The organism is Microbacterium sp. LB12 (genome assembly GCF_037150835.1).
Taxonomy (GTDB): domain Bacteria; phylum Actinomycetota; class Actinomycetes; order Actinomycetales; family Microbacteriaceae; genus Microbacterium.
The window spans coordinates 124787-139513 of record NZ_JBBCPF010000007.1 but is presented as its reverse complement, the minus strand read 5'-3'; the positions used below and the strand labels follow the sequence as shown (position 1 = coordinate 139513).

Genomic DNA, 14727 nt, shown 5'->3' with positions numbered 1-14727 from the left:
AAATCCTCCGGCACACTCCCTGAAATTCACTCACAGTGGAACCACGCCACACCGGCACAGCCGCCGGATCCACCGAGGAGACACCATGACGAACACCGCTCACACCCCGACACCCCGCCCCGCTGGTCTGCGAGCCGGAGACCAGGTTCAGACGGCCGCCGAGCTCCAGGAGATCTGGGACACCGACCCCCGCTGGGACGGCGTCGAGCGCACCTACTCGGCCGAAGACGTCATCCGCATCCGCGGCTCGGTCCGCGAGGAGTCCACCCTCGCCCACCGCGGGGCCGAGAACCTCTGGAACCTGCTGCACACCGAGGACTACGTCCGGGCGCTCGGCGCCTACACCGGAGGTCAGGCCGTGCAGCAGGTGCGCGCAGGCCTCAAGGCGATCTACCTCTCCGGCTGGCAGGTCGCGGCCGACGGCAACCTCGCCGGACAGACGTACCCCGACCAGTCGCTGTACCCCGCGAACTCGGTGCCGGCGGTCGTGCGTCGTATCAACAACGCGCTGATCCGCCAGGACCAGCTCGAGCATGCCGAGGGCGACATCACCCAGGACTGGCTGGCGCCGATCGTCGCCGACGCCGAGGCCGGCTTCGGCGGACCGCTGAACGCCTACGAGCTCGCGCAGTCGCTCATCCAGTCCGGTGCCGCCGGCATCCACTGGGAGGACCAGCTGGCCAGCGAGAAGAAGTGCGGCCACCTCGGCGGCAAGGTGCTCGTGCCCACCCAGCAGCACATCCGCACGCTGAACGCGGCACGTCTCGCTGCTGACGTCGCCGGCGTTCCGACCGTCATCATCGCCCGCACCGACGCCCTCGCCGCCGACCTGCTCACCAGCGACGTCGACGAGCGCGACCAGCAGTTCACCACCGGCGAGCGCACCACCGAGGGGTTCTACCGGATCCGCCCCGGCATCGAGTCGGTCATCAGCCGCGGACTCGCCTTCGCCCCGTACGCCGACCTGATCTGGGTCGAGACCGGCGAGCCCGACATCGAGCTCGCCCGCGAGTTCGCCGCCGCCATCCACGCGCAGTTCCCCGGTAAGCTCCTGGCCTACAACTGCTCTCCGAGCTTCAACTGGAAGCGCCACCTGTCCGACGCCGAGATCGCGACGTTCCAGCAGGAGCTGGCAGACCTGGGCTACAAGTTCCAGTTCATCACGCTGGCCGGATTCCACGCCCTGAACTACTCGATGTTCGACCTCGCCCGCGGCTACGCCGATCGCGCCATGAGCGCGTACGTCGAGCTGCAGGAAGCCGAGTTCGCCGCCGAAGCCGACGGATACACCGCCACCAAGCACCAGCGCGAGGCGGGTACCGGCTACTTCGACGTCATCTCCACGGCGCTCAACCCCGACAGCGCGACGCTCGCCCTCGCCGGCTCCACCGAAGCCGCGCAGTTCCACTGATCCCCACGCCCCCTCCACCCGGCGCTGACGCGCCGCGCGGAGCCTCCGGGCGCGTGGCCCCTCTTCGCCGCAGTGCTCGACGCATTCGTCGCAGTACTCGACACGACTCAAAGGACACATCATGACCACTCCCACCGCTCCCCCGACCACAGCTCCGATCCAGACCACCCAGCAGGGCCCCGCGATCGAGGTCACCGGCCCGCTCCGCGACCGCTACGAGGAGATCCTCACCCCGGCGGCGCTGGCGTTCCTCACCGAGTTGCACCACCGCTTCGCCTCCCGCCGTCACGACCGGCTCGCCGACCGGATGCGCCGACGCTTCGAGATCGGCAACGGACACGACCCGCGCTTCCGCGAGGACACCGCGCACATCCGCGAGGACGCCGACTGGCGGGTGGCGGGCGCCGGGCCCGGCCTCGAGGACCGTCGCGTGGAGATCACCGGACCCACCGACCCGAAGATGACCATCAACGCCCTGAACTCGGGGGCGCGGGTCTGGCTCGCCGACCAGGAGGACGCCACGAGCCCCACCTGGAAGAACGTGATCGAGGGGCAGCTGTCGCTGCGCGATGCGATCCGCGGAGAGCTGTCGTTCACCTCCCCCGAGGGCAAGGAGTACCGCGTCACCGCGGAGCGCACGCCCACGATCGTGATGCGTCCGCGCGGCTGGCACCTGCCCGAGAAGCACATCGGGTTCATCGATCGCGCGGGCCGGCGCACGTCGGCATCCGGCTCCCTCGTCGACTTCGGCCTCTACTTCCTGCACAACGCGCAGGCGCTGATCGACAGCGGGCGCGGGCCGTACTTCTACATCGCCAAGCTGGAGTCCAGCGAAGAGGCGAAGCTCTGGGACGACGTGTTCTCGTTCAGCGAGGAGTACATCGGGATCCCGCACGGCACCATCCGCGCGACCGTGCTGATCGAGACGCTGCCCGCGGCGTTCGAGATGGACGAGATCCTGTACGAGCTGCGCGACCACTGCGCGGGCCTGAACGCCGGCCGCTGGGACTACATCTTCTCGATCATCAAGAACTACCGTGGCCGCGGCGCGCGCTTCGTGCTCCCCGACCGCAGCGAGGTCACGATGACCGTGCCGTTCATGCGGGCGTACACCGAGCTGCTGGTGCAGACCTGCCACAAGCGGGGTGCCTTCGCGATCGGCGGCATGAGTGCGTCGATCCCGAACCGCCGCGACCCGGAGGCCACGGCCCGGGCGATCGAGAAGGTCGCCGCCGACAAGAAGCGCGAGGCCGGCGACGGCTTCGACGGCACGTGGGTGGCCCACCCCGATCTGATCCCTACGGCTCAGGCGGAGTTCGACGCGGTGCTCGGCGACCGTCCGAATCAGGTCGACCGGCAGCGCCCGGACGTGCATGTGGAGGCCCGCGACCTGCTCGACCTGCACATCGGACGCCCGATCACGGCGCAGGGCGTGCGCGACAACGTGTCGGTCGCCATCCGCTACCTGGAGGCCTGGCTGCGTGGCCTCGGCGCCGTGGCGATCGACAACCTGATGGAGGATGCCGCGACGGCGGAGATCAGCCGCTCGCAGGTGTGGCAGTGGATCCACCAGGACCGCACCACGCAGGAGGGCACCCCGATCACGGTCGAGTACATCGAGGGTCTGATCGCGCAGGTGCTCGCCCAGGCGACGCGCAGTCACGGCGACCGGTTCGACGACGCGGCGGAGATCTTCCGCGAAGTCGCCCTGCAGGAGGAGTTCCCGACGTTCCTGACGTTGGGCGCGTACAGCCGGTTCCTGATCGAAGAGGACTGAGCGCACGGAAGGGCCCCCGAGTCGCGGATGCCGCACTCGGGGGCTCTTCCGCGTCCGGAGCCGGTCCGCTCCCCCGGGCGTAGCCTGGAGTCATGACCGACGTCTGGGCGGACATCGCCTCCGAGTTCCTGCATCTCTACCCGCGCGGTCGACGACTGCTCGCGGTCGCCGGGGCCGATGCCGAGCGCTCGCGCCTCGCTGCGGATGGGGTGTCCGCCGCCCTCGTCGCGGCGGGACAGCAGACCGAGATCGAGCATTCGGACGACGGTGGAGAGAAGGCGGTGCGCGCCACCGTGACCGCCTTCCGTAACGCCCCGAAGGGCGACGACATCCTGATCATCTCCGGTCCGGCAGCCCTGCTCGCGGAGGGCACCCGGGGCATGTGGAACTTCGCGGTGTGGCAGCTCGCCGGCGACGAGCCGCCGCACACGATCGCCGCCGCGATCGTCGATCTGACCGACCCCACACACCCCACGCGGCGATTCGCCGACTACTGCGCGCTGCCCGCTTCCTACGGCGCCTGACTCCGGGCCGCGGGAATGCGGCGGTTCAGTGGAACGACGCCGCGACGGAGTTGCGGTGGTAGTCGAACACGATGCTCGTGCGGGTGGAGGCCACGCTGCTCTGCGCCGAGAGGTGCTCCAGCACGAACTCCCGCATCTCCGAGGAGTCGGCGACAGCGATGTGCAGCAGGAAGTCGTCGTCGCCGCCGAGGAAGAACAGCTGGATCACCTGCGGCAGCACCCGCACGCGCTCGGCGAACTCGACGATGCTCTCCCGTCGCCCGCTCGGCCGCAGGGTGACCCCGATGATCGCCTGCAGTCCGGCACCCAGCATCCGCTCGTCCACGCTGGCATGGAATCCGGTGATGACCCCGCGGTCGATCAGCGCGCGCAGGCGGGTGTGGGCGGTCGATGGGGCGACTCCGAGGCGGCCGGCGAGCTCGGCGTTGGTCATGCGGCCGTCCGCGGTCAGCAGGCGCACGATCCTGGCATCGATCTCGTCGAGCGCAGGGGCCCGAACAGTGTTCGGCTCGGGGGCGTCAGAATTCGTCTCCATACGAAGCATTATTCAGGATCTCCGCCTTCATCGAATCATCTTCATTGATTCTGTTGTTTCCTCGATGTTTCTGCGATTCTTGGTGCCGAACCACCCAACCATCCCTGGAGGATCAATGAAGATCGGCGTTCCGACCGAGGTCAAGAACAACGAGAACCGCGTCGCCCTCACCCCGGCAGGCGCCGACCGTCTCGTCCGCGAGGGCCATCGCGTGCTCGTGCAGTCCGGCGCAGGCCTCGGATCGCGCATCACAGACGACGCCTACCGCGCCGCCGGTGCGGAGATCGTCCCGACCGCCGCGGACGCGTGGGGCGCGGCCGACATGGTGATCAAGGTCAAGGAGCCGATCGCCCAGGAGTATGGTTTCCTGCGTCCCGACCTCACGCTCTTCGCATACCTGCACCTCGCCGCCGACCGCCCGCTCACCACCGCGCTCGTCGATGCCGGCACCACTGCCGTCGCCTACGAGACCGTGCAGCTGCCCGACCGCTCGCTGCCGCTGCTCGTCCCGATGAGCGAAATCGCCGGACGACTCTCGGTCACCATGGGTTCGTACTCGCTGCTGCGCTCGCAGGGCGGCCGCGGCATGCTGCTCGGCGGCATCGCCGGCACGCCCCGCGCCAAGACCGTCGTGATCGGCGGCGGTGTCGCCGGAGAGCACGCGGCGGCGAACGCGCTGGGCCTCGGCTCGAAGGTGACGGTCGTCGATGTCTCGCTGCCCCGGCTGCGAGAGCTCGAGCACCGGTACGGCGGCGCCCTGGAGACCCGCGCATCGAGCCGCTACGGCATCGCCGAGGAGCTCGCCACGGCCGACCTCGTCATCGGCTCGGTCCTGATCCCCGGCGCCGCCGCACCCAAGCTCGTCACCGACGACATGGTCGCCACGATGAAGCCCGGCTCGGTGCTGGTCGACATCGCGATCGACCAGGGCGGATGCTTCGAGGGATCGCGACCCACCACGCACGACGACCCGACGTTCGAGGTGCACGACTCGATCTACTACTGCGTCGCGAACATGCCCGGCGCGGTCCCGGAGACCGCGACCCGCGCGCTCACCAACGCCACCCTCCCCTACGTCTCGGCGATCGCCGGGAAGGGCTGGGAGCGTGCGGCCGCCGACGACGCCTCCCTCGCGAAGGGGCTCAACGTGCAGGGCGGACGGATCACCCTCGACGCCGTCGCGCAGGCGCACGGTCTCGTCGCGAGCTGAACTCTCGGTCTCCCTGCGCCGGGGGGCTGCGCGCAGGGAGACCGAGTCGGCTCCCGACCGTCCCACCACCGACTTCGGCAGAGGCGAAAGAACACAGGTTCTTCATGACGACTCGCCACGCGGCGCGTGCGACGACCCGAGTACGCTCGTAGTCGTGACCGAACGCGCTCCTCTCTCCCGCAAGCTGTCCGCCATCGCCGAGTCCGCGACCCTCAAGGTCGACGCCAAGGCCAAGGCCCTCAAGGCCGAAGGTAAGGACGTCATCTCCTACGCCGCCGGCGAGCCCGACTTCGCGACACCGCAGTTCATCGTGGATGCCGCCGCCGTCGCCCTGGCCGACCCGGCGAGCTACCGCTACACGCCCGCCCCCGGTCTTCCGGCCCTGCGTGAGGCGATCGCCGCGAAGACGCTCCGCGACTCCGGGCTCGAGGTCTCTCCGAGCCAGGTCATCGTCACCAACGGCGGCAAGCAGTCCGTGTACCAGGCGTTCCAGGCCGTGGTGAACCCGGGCGACGAGGTGCTGCTGCCCGCGCCGTACTGGACCACCTACCCTGAGGCGATCCGTCTCGCCGACGGCACTCCCGTCGAGGTCTTCGCCGGCGCCGACCAGGACTACAAGGTCACGGTCGAGCAGCTCGAAGCCGCCCGCACCCCGCGCACCACCGCGCTCGTGTTCGTCTCGCCGTCGAACCCCACCGGCTCCGTGTACACCGCCGACGAGACCCGTGCCATCGGCGAATGGGCACTGGAGCACGGCATCTGGATCATCAGCGACGAGATCTACCAGAACCTCACGTACGAGGGTGTCAAGGCGACCTCGATCGTTCAGGCCGTGCCCGAGGTCGCCGGCCAGACGATCCTCGTCAACGGCGTCGCGAAGACCTACGCCATGACCGGGTGGCGCGTGGGCTGGATGGTCGGTCCGGCCGACGCCATCAAGATCGCCGGCAACCTGCAGTCGCACCTCTCCAGCAACGTGAACAACGTCGCGCAGAAGGCCGCGATCGCCGCGCTGAACGGACCGCAGGACGAGGCCGAGAAGATGCGTCAGGCCTTCGACCGCCGTCGTCAGCTCATCGTCTCGGAGCTGTCGAAGATCGACGGCCTCGTGGTGCCGAACCCGCTCGGCGCGTTCTACGTGTACCCCGACGTACAGGGCCTGCTCGGCCGCACCTGGGGCGGCGTGACGCCCACCACCTCGCTCGAGCTCGCCGACCTCATCCTGGACCAGGCCGAGGTCGCGGTCGTTCCCGGTGAGGCCTTCGGCCCGTCCGGCTACATCCGCATGTCGTACGCGCTCGGCGACGACCAGCTGCTCGAGGGCGTCCAGCGCCTGCAGCGGCTGTTCGCCTGAGCTGAACCCCGAAGACCCCTCCTGTCGCCAGACGGGAGGGGTCTTCGGCGTTCCCGGGGATGTCAGTCTTCGGGATGGAAGCCGATCAGCCAGCGGATGCCGTAGCGATCGACGAGCGTGCCGTCGTAGTCGCCCCACGGGCGCTTCTGCAGCGCGTCGATCACGCGTCCATCGGCGGCGAGCATGTCGAACCAGCCCGTGAGCGTCAATGCGTCCGCCGTGCCGAGGAGCGAGAGGAACATGCCGCCCATCTGCACCGCGTCGTCATCGGGCCCGGCATCCGCTCCGGCGATCTCGACGAGCCCGCTCAGCTGTCCGTGCGCGACGGCGTCGCTCGGCCCGTCGTGTCGCCCCGCGGTCGCATAGTCCATCAGCTCCAGCTCACCGCCGAAGACCGCGTGGTAGTGACGCAGCGCCTCTGCGGCGTTGCCGGGGAACAGCAGGTACGGGATCAGTCCGCTCATGCCGCGAGTGTAGTCGCGACCGCCGACGTCCTACAGGCCGACGTCTACAGATCGACGCCGACGAGCACCGGCTCCGGCTGCAGCACCAGACCGAACTCGGCGTGCACCCGGCTCTGGATGAACCGCGCCAGCTCGGCGACCTCGCCCGCCGTCGCGCCACCGCGGTTGGTCAGCGCCAGCGCATGCTTCGTCGACACCGAGGCGCGAGAGCGCGGAAGCTTGAACCCCTTGCGGATGCCGGCCTGCTCGATCAACCAGGCGGCGCTCACCTTGACGTCGGAGACGACCTCCTGCTTCGACAGCGGCACCTGCCCGTCGTAGGAGGCGAGCGGGATCACCGTCACCGCATCGAGGTCGGGGGCGACCGGCCAGCGCGGGCACTCCGGCGGCAGCGCCCGGGCCACCGCCGCCGTGACGATCGCGTTCTGGAAGAACGACCCGACGCCGTGGGTATCCGGATCCTCCGGGTTCAGGAGCATGCCCTTGGACGCCCGCGTGGCGAGGATGCGCTCGCGTACCCACCCGAGCGGCACCGGCGTCTCGTCGGTCAGATTCAGCGCTCGTCGCAGCTGCTCGCCGCGCACCACACGCTCGCCGGCGACCAGCAGGTCGACGGTCACGGAGAGGATCACGGCCCGACGCTGCGGCACGCTGCCGTGGTGATGCTTGAACACAGAGGTGCGGAAGCCCAGTCCGAGTTCGGATGCCGGGACCGTGGAGGTCTCGCCGGTCGACTCGTCGATCAGTTCGACCTCGACCAGCGTCTCCTGGATCTCCTGCCCGTACGCACCGATGTTCTGCACGGGAGCGGCCCCGACGGTACCGGGGATGCCGCTCATCGCCTCGAGGCCCGCGTAGCCGTGCGAGACCGCATAGGCGACCAGGTCGTCCCAGCTGTGCCCGGCCTGCGCCCGGAGTCGGATGCGCCCGGGATGCGGCGACGGCAGCTCCTCGATGCCCGCAGTGTGCACCCGGATGACGGTGCCCTCGAACGGCTCATCACCGACGAAGAGGTTGGATCCGCCACCGAGGACGAACCACTCGTCGCCGCGCTCCCACGTCTCGCGCAGCGCCGCGATCAGCCCCGCGGTCGTGGTCGCGTCGAACATGCGCTCCGGGGCCGCGCCGGTGCGCAGCGTGGTCAGCTCGGCCAGACGGATGGGATCGATCTCCTGCATCAGACCGCCCTCATCAGACGGCGACGCGCAACTGCGCCTTGACGAGCACGGTCGTCTCGCCGAACGTGACCTTCAGGTCGATGCGGGCGGCCTCGTCGTCGACCGCGCCGACCGTGGCGACCACGTGGATGTCCGCGCCGTCGACCGGGTCGACCACGACGGGCTTGGTGAAGCGCACGCCGTAGTCGAGAATGCGCACGGCGGGGTCGAGGGCTGCGACGACGACCGACGAGGCGATGCCCATCGTGAGCATGCCGTGCGCGAGCACGCCGGGAAGGCCCACGGAGGCAGCGACATCATCGCGGTAGTGGATCGGATTGAAGTCTCCGGATGCCCCGGCGTAGCGCACGAGGGACTCACGGGTGAGGTGCACGGTGCGCTCGGCGAGCACGTCTCCGACGGTGTAGCCCATCAGGCGGCTCCTTCTTCCTCGGCGCCGACGAGCAGCACGCTGGTCGCGGTCACCACGTGCGCTCCCGCGGCATCGGCGATCTCGGCCTCGCTCGTGATCATGGCGTTTCCGCCCATCATCCGGATTCCGGTGACACGCAGTTGGCCGGTGAGCTCGTCGCCCGCCACGATCGGACGCGTGTAGGTGAAGCGCTGCTCGGCGTGGATGGTGCGTGCCAGGACGATCCCGGAGTCCTCCTGCGCCAGCAGCTGCTGCAGCGTGAGGTCCTGGATGACCATCGCGAACGTGGGCGGAGCCACGACGTCCGCGAAGCCGGCGGCGCGAGCCGCTTCGACGTCGGTGTGCTGCGGGGCATCGGCGAAGACCGCGCGGGCGAACTCGCGCACCTTCTCACGACCGACGAGGTACGGGGCGGTCGGCGGGAACTCCCGGCCGACGAGATCTTGGTTCACTGCCACCCCTCGATCCTACTTGCCGCTCCCCGGGGCTCAGCCGCGCTTGCGCCCCCGGATCGCCTTCAGCGCCATCTGCACGGCGATCACGACGAGGTATGCCGCGAACAGCATGTTGCCCAGCGTCGGGTCGACGATCGTGGCCAACCACGCACCCAGCGCTGTCGTCGTGCAGGCGGAGACGCCGATGAGCGCCGCCGCGAGCAGGTCGACGTTGCGGTTGCGGAGGTTTCCGACGGTGCCGGAGATGGCCGTCGGGATCATCATCAGCAGCGAGGTGCCCTTGGCGACGAGGTCGCTCGTGCCGAAGGCCAGCATCAGCACGGGGACGACGATCACGCCGCCGCCGACACCGATGAGCCCGGCGAGGATGCCCGTGCCGATGCCGACCCCGACGAGGGCGATGCCGGTGAGCCAGGTCAGCTCGAAGGCGGCGTCACGCGAAGGGATCACCAGGAAGAGGCTGACGATCACCACGAGGAGGAAGCCGACGAAACCCCACCGCAGCGCGGTCTGGGAGATGCGCGGCAGCAGACGCGTGCCGATCTGCGCGCCCACCACGGCGCCCGCCGCGAGGATGATCGCGGGGATCCACGCCACCGAGCCGGTCATGGCGTACGAGATGACGCCGACACTGGCCGTCGGCACGATCGCGGCGAGCGAGGTGCCGGCCGCGAGACGCTGGTCGAAGTGCAGCAGCAGAACCAGCAGCGGGACGATGACCGTGCCGCCGCCGACGCCGAAGAGGCCGGAGAGGAGGCCGGCGAGGAGGCCGATCCCGATGAACGCGATGTAGGCACGAGGCCCACGTGTCGGGGCCTGTACGTCATTCACCGGATCAGCCTACTCGCGGCCTCCTCCCCTCTCGAACTCAGACCTCGGAATCGGCCTTGATCGGCACCGCGATCGATTCCGTGAGCGCCTGCTCGTAGCGGCGCTGGCGACGGCGCAGCCACAGCCCGCCGACGATCAGCAGGGCGAGCACGCCGTAGGCCGCTGCGGCGAACGGCTGCATCACCAGCGTGCTCAGGTCGCCCTGGCTCAGCTGCAGTGCCTTGCGCAGTTGCTCCTCGGCCATCGGTCCCAGGATCATGCCGACCACGAGCGGCGCCACCGGGTAGCCGTACCTCCGCATGAAGTAGCCGAGGATGCCGACGACCAGCAGGATCACGATGTCGGTCGGCGAGGCGTGCAGCGCGTACGCGCCGAAGACCGCGAACAGCAGGATGCCGGCGTAGAGGTACGGACGCGGGATCTGCAGCAGCTTCACCCACATGCCCACGAGCGGCAGGTTCAGCACGATCAGGATCACGTTCCCGATGTAGAGGCTCGCGATCAGCGCCCACACCAGGTTCGACTGGCTCTCGAACAGCAGCGGCCCTGGCTGGATGCCGTACGACTGGAACGCGGTGAGGATGATCGCCGCGGTCGCGGTCGTCGGCAGGCCGAGCGTGAGCAGCGGCACCAGCACGCCGGCGGCCGCGGCATTGTTCGCCGACTCCGGGCCGGCGACACCCTCGATCGCTCCGCGGCCGAACTCGTCGCGGTGCTTCGACAGCTTCCGCTCGGTCGCGTACGACAGGAAGGTCGCGACATCGGCCCCACCCGCGGGGATCGTGCCGATGGGGAATCCGATCGCCGTGCCCCGCAGCCACGGCTTCCACGACCGGCGCCAGTCGGCCTTCGTCATCCAGGAGCGCCATCCGCGCGTGACGGGGATCACATCCACGCCGCCGTGCCGCAACCGGGCGGCGATGTAGAACGTCTCCCCCACCGCGAACAGTCCCACCGCCACCAGGACGATGTCGACGCCGTCGGACAGCGCCGGGAGCCCGAGCGTGTAGCGCTGCTGTCCGGAGAGCCAGTCGGTGCCGACCAACCCGAGGAACAGGCCGACGCCGAGCGAGAGCATGCCGCGCGAGATCGAGCTGCCGATCAGCGCGCCGACCGTGATGAACGCGATCACGATGAGCGCGACGTAGTCGGCCGGCCCGAGGTTCACCGCGAACTGCGCGAGCAGCGGTGCCAGCAGCGTGAGCCCCAGCGTCGCGAGCGTCCCGGCGATGAACGATCCGATCGCCGCGGTGGCGAGCGCCGCCGCCCCGCGGCCGATCTTGGCCATCTTGCTGCCCTCGATCGCCGTCACGATCGAGGCCGACTCCCCGGGTGTGTTCAGGAGGATGCTCGTGGTCGATCCGCCGTACATGCCGCCGTAGTAGATGCCGGCGAAGGTGATCAGGGCGGCGGCCGGGTCGAGGGTGTACGTGAGTGGCAGCAGCAGCGCCACCGTCATGGCGGGGCCGATGCCCGGCAGCACGCCGACCGCGGTGCCGACGAAGACGCCGAGGAAGGCGAACGCGAGATACTGCGGCTGCAGCGCCGTCGCGAACCCCTCCATCAGCAGGGTCCAGCTGTCCATCAGAACATCCTTCCGAGCCAACCGAGGGCGGGCCCCCACGGCAGCGACAGTCCGAGCAGGCCGCCGAAGACGACCTGGATCACGAGCGCGATCGCGATGCCCACCAGGAAGGCCATCCACCACCGCTTGGCCGCGAGCGACCAGGCCACGCCGCCGAACAGCAGGGCCGCGGCGGGCGCCCACCCGAGCGGCTCGATCAGGAGCAGGTGCGCGACCACGAGGCCGGCGAGCTTGGCGAGTGTGACCCAGTCGGTCGGCAGGCTCGCGTCCACGTCCTCCGCCTCCTCGGCGCCGCCGCGCTCGCCTCGCAGGACACCGACCAGCACAGCGACCGCCGACGCGAGCAGGATCACCGAGACGAAGATCGGGAACACCGTCGGTCCCGCCTTCATGCCGACGGGGACATGGATCAGGAAGATGCCGACCACGGCGAAGATGCCGAGACCGACCATGATCGCGGCGAACACGAGTTCGCCGACGGGGACGGAGGACGGCCGGTGTACGGGCCGGTCGTCTCGACCGACCCGCACACCCTGCTCCTCGATCCCCGGAGTGCCGGGGACGCTCATGTCACTGCACCAGACCGATGTTCTTCAGCGTCGCCGTGACTTCCTCGATGTTCCCGCTCAGGAACTCGTCGAAGTCCGCGCCCACCAGGAACGCGTCGGTCCACCCCTTGGTCTCCAGCTGCTCCGTCCACGCGCCCGACTCGTGCAGCTCGGTGATCACGCGCACGAGTTCGTCCTTCTCCCCCTCGGAGATGCCGCCGGGCGCGATCACCCCGCGCCAGTTCGTGAGCACGACGTCGTAGCCCTGCTCGGTGATCGTCGGCACGTCGGGCAACTGCTCCACGGGCTCCTCACTCGACACGGCGAGTGCCCGCAGCGCCCCGCTCTCGATGTGCTGCGCGAACTCCCCGACACCCGAGATGCCGGCGGAGACCTTGCCGCCGATCAGCAGCGGAACGGCCTCGCCACCACCGGAGTTGGGCGTGTAGTTCAGCTTCTCCGCGATCTCGGCGCCGTCGAGTCCGGCCTCCTCGAGCATGAGACCGGCGAGGATGTGGTCGGCGCCACCCGCGGAGCCCCCGGTGATCGTGACCGCCTGGCCGTTGTCGACCACATCGTCCACGAGGTCTTCGAGCGTGTCGTACTTCGAGTCGGCCGGGACGACCACGACCAGCGGCTCGTCCGTGAGACGGGCGATCGGGGTCGTGTCCTCGATCCGGACCGCCGAGGCGTTCGTCTCGACCGCACCGACCATGACGAGCCCCATCACCATGAGCGTGTTCGGGTCCTTCTCGTTCGCGAGCTGCGCCAGGCCGACCGTGCCGCCGGCCCCGCCGACGTTCGTCACGGGTGCCGACGCGACGATGTCGTCCTGCGTGAGCACCTGCGACAGGGCACGGCCGGTCTGGTCCCAACCGCCTCCGGGATCCGCGGGGACCACGATCGAGACGTCGGTGACGGCGGCCGTCTCGGCTTCGGCGTCGCCGCCCTCGGTCGCGCCGCCTCCGGCGCACGAGGTGAGGGTGAGTGCGGCCACCGCCGCCAGCGCGGCCAGTGCTCCGATGCGTGCGTTCTTCATTGCGCTCCTCCTTGAGCGTTCGTGATGCTGTCGGTCCACACTGGAAGGCGCCGCCGTCGCGCTCAACCTTCGGAAACCATTGGTCGGAGTTACGGAACTATTGGTCGCAGGCGGTCTGCTCCCGCGCTCGCTCCTCCCGCACGGAGGGGCGAGAATGAGCAGGTGGCCTCGAAGATGACGCTCCGGATGCAGCTGCTCGTGCTGCAGGCGCTGATCGTGTTCCTGGTGACCCTGGCCACCGGGATCGTCGCCGGGGCGTTCCAGGAGCAGGCGCTCCGCGAGGCCTACAAGGACCGGATGCAGGCGGTGGCGCAGTCGATCGCCGCGCTCCCGGTGGTCCAGTCCGCGTTCGACGATCCCGACCCGGCCGCCGCCATCCAGCCCATCGCCGAAGTGATCCGCGAGGCGTCGGACCTCGCCTACGTGGTCGTCGCGAACGCCGACGGCATCCGCTACTCGCACCCCAATCCCGCGCGCATCGGCGAGCGGGTCTCCACCGATCCCTCGATCCCGCTCTCCGGTGCGGTGTACGTCGGCACGCAGACCGGCACCCTCGGCACGTCCTGGCGTGTCAAGGTGCCGATCCGCGACGACGATGGCGAAGTCATCGGCACCGCGTCCGTGGGCATCCTGGAATCGGAGCTGAGCGAGGAGTTCAGCGCGACCCTCATCTGGCTCATCTCGGCGATGCTGGCCGCGGCGGTGCTCGGCGTGTTCGGATCGGCCTGGGTGACGTCGATCATCCGGCGGCGCATCTATCGGCTCGAACCCCACCAGATCGCTGCGCTCGTGAAGAACCAGGAGACGACTCTGCACGGCCTCAGCGAGGGTGTGGTCACGGTCGACGGCGGCGGACGCATCACACTCGTCAACGATGCGGCCGCGCGATTCCTCGACCGGGATGCCGCGGACCTCGACGGTGCGTCGGCAGTCGACGTGCTGGGCGAGGAGTTGTCGACGGTGCTCCGCGAAGGCGAGTCGGCCGGACGTCCGGTGATCGTCGGATCCCACGTCCTGGTGGCGCGCAGCACGGGCAGCGACGCCGACGGCGCGGGCATCGGCGCGACGCTGCTGCTGCGCGACCACACCGAGCTCCATGATGTGGTGCGCAGGGTGGAGACCGCGGATGCGATCATCGCGTTCCGCAAGCGCCTGGGTCTTCCGAAGGGGCTGAGCGCCGAGACCCTCGACCGCGTGTCCACGGCACTGGCAGCACGGACGGATGCGTCGGCGACCGAGATCGGCGAGGACCTCGACATCTCTCGGGTCAGTGCTCGGCGCTACCTGGAGCACCTGGCCGCATCCGGACGCGCCTCGCGCGCGCTCGACTACTCCACCAAGGGTCGCCCGAGCACGCGCTACCGGGCGGCCTGAGCCGTCCGCTTCGCTTTCGACCCTGGGACG

At 69.6% G+C, this 14727-nt stretch carries 15 protein-coding genes; 6 read left to right on the top strand and 9 right to left on the bottom strand.

Going from position 1 to position 14727, the window contains the following annotated elements; all coding sequences use genetic code 11:
* The first annotated feature begins 85 nt into the window (after nt 1-85).
* The 3 genes from aceA to WFM69_RS13705 all read left to right on the top strand — a co-directional run bounded on the left by aceA (nt 86) and on the right by WFM69_RS13705 (nt 3712).
* Nucleotides 86-1411 (top strand): isocitrate lyase, encoded by a 1326-nt coding sequence (gene aceA / locus WFM69_RS13715; protein WP_337005562.1) that lies wholly within the window; start codon nt 86-88, stop codon nt 1409-1411.
* 121 nt (nt 1412-1532) lie between these two features.
* Nucleotides 1533-3188, top strand: a complete 1656-nt coding sequence (gene aceB / locus WFM69_RS13710; protein WP_337005561.1) for a malate synthase A — start codon at nt 1533-1535, stop codon at nt 3186-3188.
* Nucleotides 3189-3280: 92 nt separating this feature from the next.
* Entirely contained in the window at nt 3281-3712 is a 432-nt protein-coding gene (locus tag WFM69_RS13705) for a hypothetical protein (protein WP_337005559.1), read from the top strand.
* 25 nt (nt 3713-3737) lie between these two features.
* Here the strand turns inward: WFM69_RS13705 and WFM69_RS13700 are convergent, their stop codons facing one another.
* Nucleotides 3738-4256, bottom strand: coding sequence for an Lrp/AsnC family transcriptional regulator (locus WFM69_RS13700; RefSeq protein ID WP_337005557.1), 519 nt, complete (start codon nt 4254-4256; stop codon nt 3738-3740).
* A gap of 106 nt (nt 4257-4362) precedes the next feature.
* Here WFM69_RS13700 and ald point away from each other — a divergent pair, with 106 nt between their 5' ends.
* Together ald and WFM69_RS13690 are read left to right on the top strand one after the other, a co-directional pair.
* On the top strand, nt 4363-5457 hold the full coding sequence (gene ald / locus WFM69_RS13695) for an alanine dehydrogenase (protein ID WP_337005555.1): 1095 nt from the start codon (nt 4363-4365) through the stop codon (nt 5455-5457).
* Between the two features lie 154 nt (nt 5458-5611).
* Nucleotides 5612-6811, top strand: coding sequence for a pyridoxal phosphate-dependent aminotransferase (locus tag WFM69_RS13690; protein ID WP_337005553.1), 1200 nt, complete (start codon nt 5612-5614; stop codon nt 6809-6811).
* Between the two features lie 62 nt (nt 6812-6873).
* Here the strand turns inward: WFM69_RS13690 and WFM69_RS13685 are convergent, their stop codons facing one another.
* From WFM69_RS13685 to WFM69_RS13650, 8 genes are read right to left on the bottom strand one after another with little or no spacing between them, the layout of a single operon-like run.
* On the bottom strand, nt 6874-7275 hold the full coding sequence (locus WFM69_RS13685) for a VOC family protein (RefSeq protein WP_337005551.1): 402 nt from the start codon (nt 7273-7275) through the stop codon (nt 6874-6876).
* A 44-nt stretch (nt 7276-7319) separates the two neighbouring features.
* Nucleotides 7320-8453 (bottom strand): UDP-N-acetylmuramate dehydrogenase, encoded by a 1134-nt coding sequence (locus tag WFM69_RS13680; protein ID WP_337005549.1) that lies wholly within the window; start codon nt 8451-8453, stop codon nt 7320-7322.
* Nucleotides 8454-8466: 13 nt separating this feature from the next.
* Nucleotides 8467-8865: a MaoC/PaaZ C-terminal domain-containing protein gene (locus WFM69_RS13675; protein WP_337005547.1), complete on the bottom strand. Its 399-nt coding sequence runs from the start codon at nt 8863-8865 to the stop codon at nt 8467-8469.
* On the bottom strand, nt 8865-9323 hold the full coding sequence (locus tag WFM69_RS13670) for an FAS1-like dehydratase domain-containing protein (RefSeq protein ID WP_337005545.1): 459 nt from the start codon (nt 9321-9323) through the stop codon (nt 8865-8867). The genes WFM69_RS13675 and WFM69_RS13670 overlap by 1 nt, the downstream gene beginning before the upstream one ends.
* 30 nt (nt 9324-9353) lie before the next feature.
* Nucleotides 9354-10151: a sulfite exporter TauE/SafE family protein gene (locus WFM69_RS13665; RefSeq protein ID WP_337005543.1), complete on the bottom strand. Its 798-nt coding sequence runs from the start codon at nt 10149-10151 to the stop codon at nt 9354-9356.
* A gap of 37 nt (nt 10152-10188) precedes the next feature.
* The gene (locus WFM69_RS13660; RefSeq protein WP_337005541.1) at nt 10189-11736 is read right to left on the bottom strand and encodes a tripartite tricarboxylate transporter permease; all 1548 of its coding nucleotides are present in this window, start codon (nt 11734-11736) and stop codon (nt 10189-10191) included.
* On the bottom strand, nt 11736-12305 hold the full coding sequence (locus WFM69_RS13655; RefSeq protein ID WP_337005539.1) for a tripartite tricarboxylate transporter TctB family protein: 570 nt from the start codon (nt 12303-12305) through the stop codon (nt 11736-11738). Before WFM69_RS13655 ends, WFM69_RS13660 begins: the two co-directional genes overlap by 1 nt.
* Nucleotide 12306: 1 nt before the next feature.
* Entirely contained in the window at nt 12307-13323 is a 1017-nt protein-coding gene (locus tag WFM69_RS13650; RefSeq protein ID WP_337005537.1) for a Bug family tripartite tricarboxylate transporter substrate binding protein, read from the bottom strand.
* 162 nt (nt 13324-13485) lie between these two features.
* Here WFM69_RS13650 and WFM69_RS13645 point away from each other — a divergent pair, with 162 nt between their 5' ends.
* Nucleotides 13486-14697, top strand: coding sequence for a PAS domain-containing protein (locus WFM69_RS13645; RefSeq protein WP_337005535.1), 1212 nt, complete (start codon nt 13486-13488; stop codon nt 14695-14697).
* The last annotated feature ends 30 nt before the right edge of the window (nt 14698-14727 follow it).

What these genes read in the sequence shown, in the direction of transcription:
- aceA (WP_337005562.1), top strand. Translation starts at nt 86, where the DNA reads ATGACGAACACCGCTCACACCCCGACACCCCGCCCCGCTGGTCTGCGA.
- aceB (WP_337005561.1), top strand. Translation starts at nt 1,533, where the DNA reads ATGACCACTCCCACCGCTCCCCCGACCACAGCTCCGATCCAGACCACC.
- WFM69_RS13705 (WP_337005559.1), top strand. Translation starts at nt 3,281, where the DNA reads ATGACCGACGTCTGGGCGGACATCGCCTCCGAGTTCCTGCATCTCTAC.
- WFM69_RS13700 (WP_337005557.1), bottom strand. Translation starts at nt 4,256, where the DNA reads ATGCTTCGTATGGAGACGAATTCTGACGCCCCCGAGCCGAACACTGTT.
- ald (WP_337005555.1), top strand. Translation starts at nt 4,363, where the DNA reads ATGAAGATCGGCGTTCCGACCGAGGTCAAGAACAACGAGAACCGCGTC.
- WFM69_RS13685 (WP_337005551.1), bottom strand. Translation starts at nt 7,275, where the DNA reads ATGAGCGGACTGATCCCGTACCTGCTGTTCCCCGGCAACGCCGCAGAG.
- WFM69_RS13680 (WP_337005549.1), bottom strand. Translation starts at nt 8,453, where the DNA reads ATGCAGGAGATCGATCCCATCCGTCTGGCCGAGCTGACCACGCTGCGC.
- WFM69_RS13675 (WP_337005547.1), bottom strand. Translation starts at nt 8,865, where the DNA reads ATGGGCTACACCGTCGGAGACGTGCTCGCCGAGCGCACCGTGCACCTC.
- WFM69_RS13660 (WP_337005541.1), bottom strand. Translation starts at nt 11,736, where the DNA reads ATGGACAGCTGGACCCTGCTGATGGAGGGGTTCGCGACGGCGCTGCAG.
- WFM69_RS13655 (WP_337005539.1), bottom strand. Translation starts at nt 12,305, where the DNA reads ATGAGCGTCCCCGGCACTCCGGGGATCGAGGAGCAGGGTGTGCGGGTC.
- WFM69_RS13650 (WP_337005537.1), bottom strand. Translation starts at nt 13,323, where the DNA reads ATGAAGAACGCACGCATCGGAGCACTGGCCGCGCTGGCGGCGGTGGCC.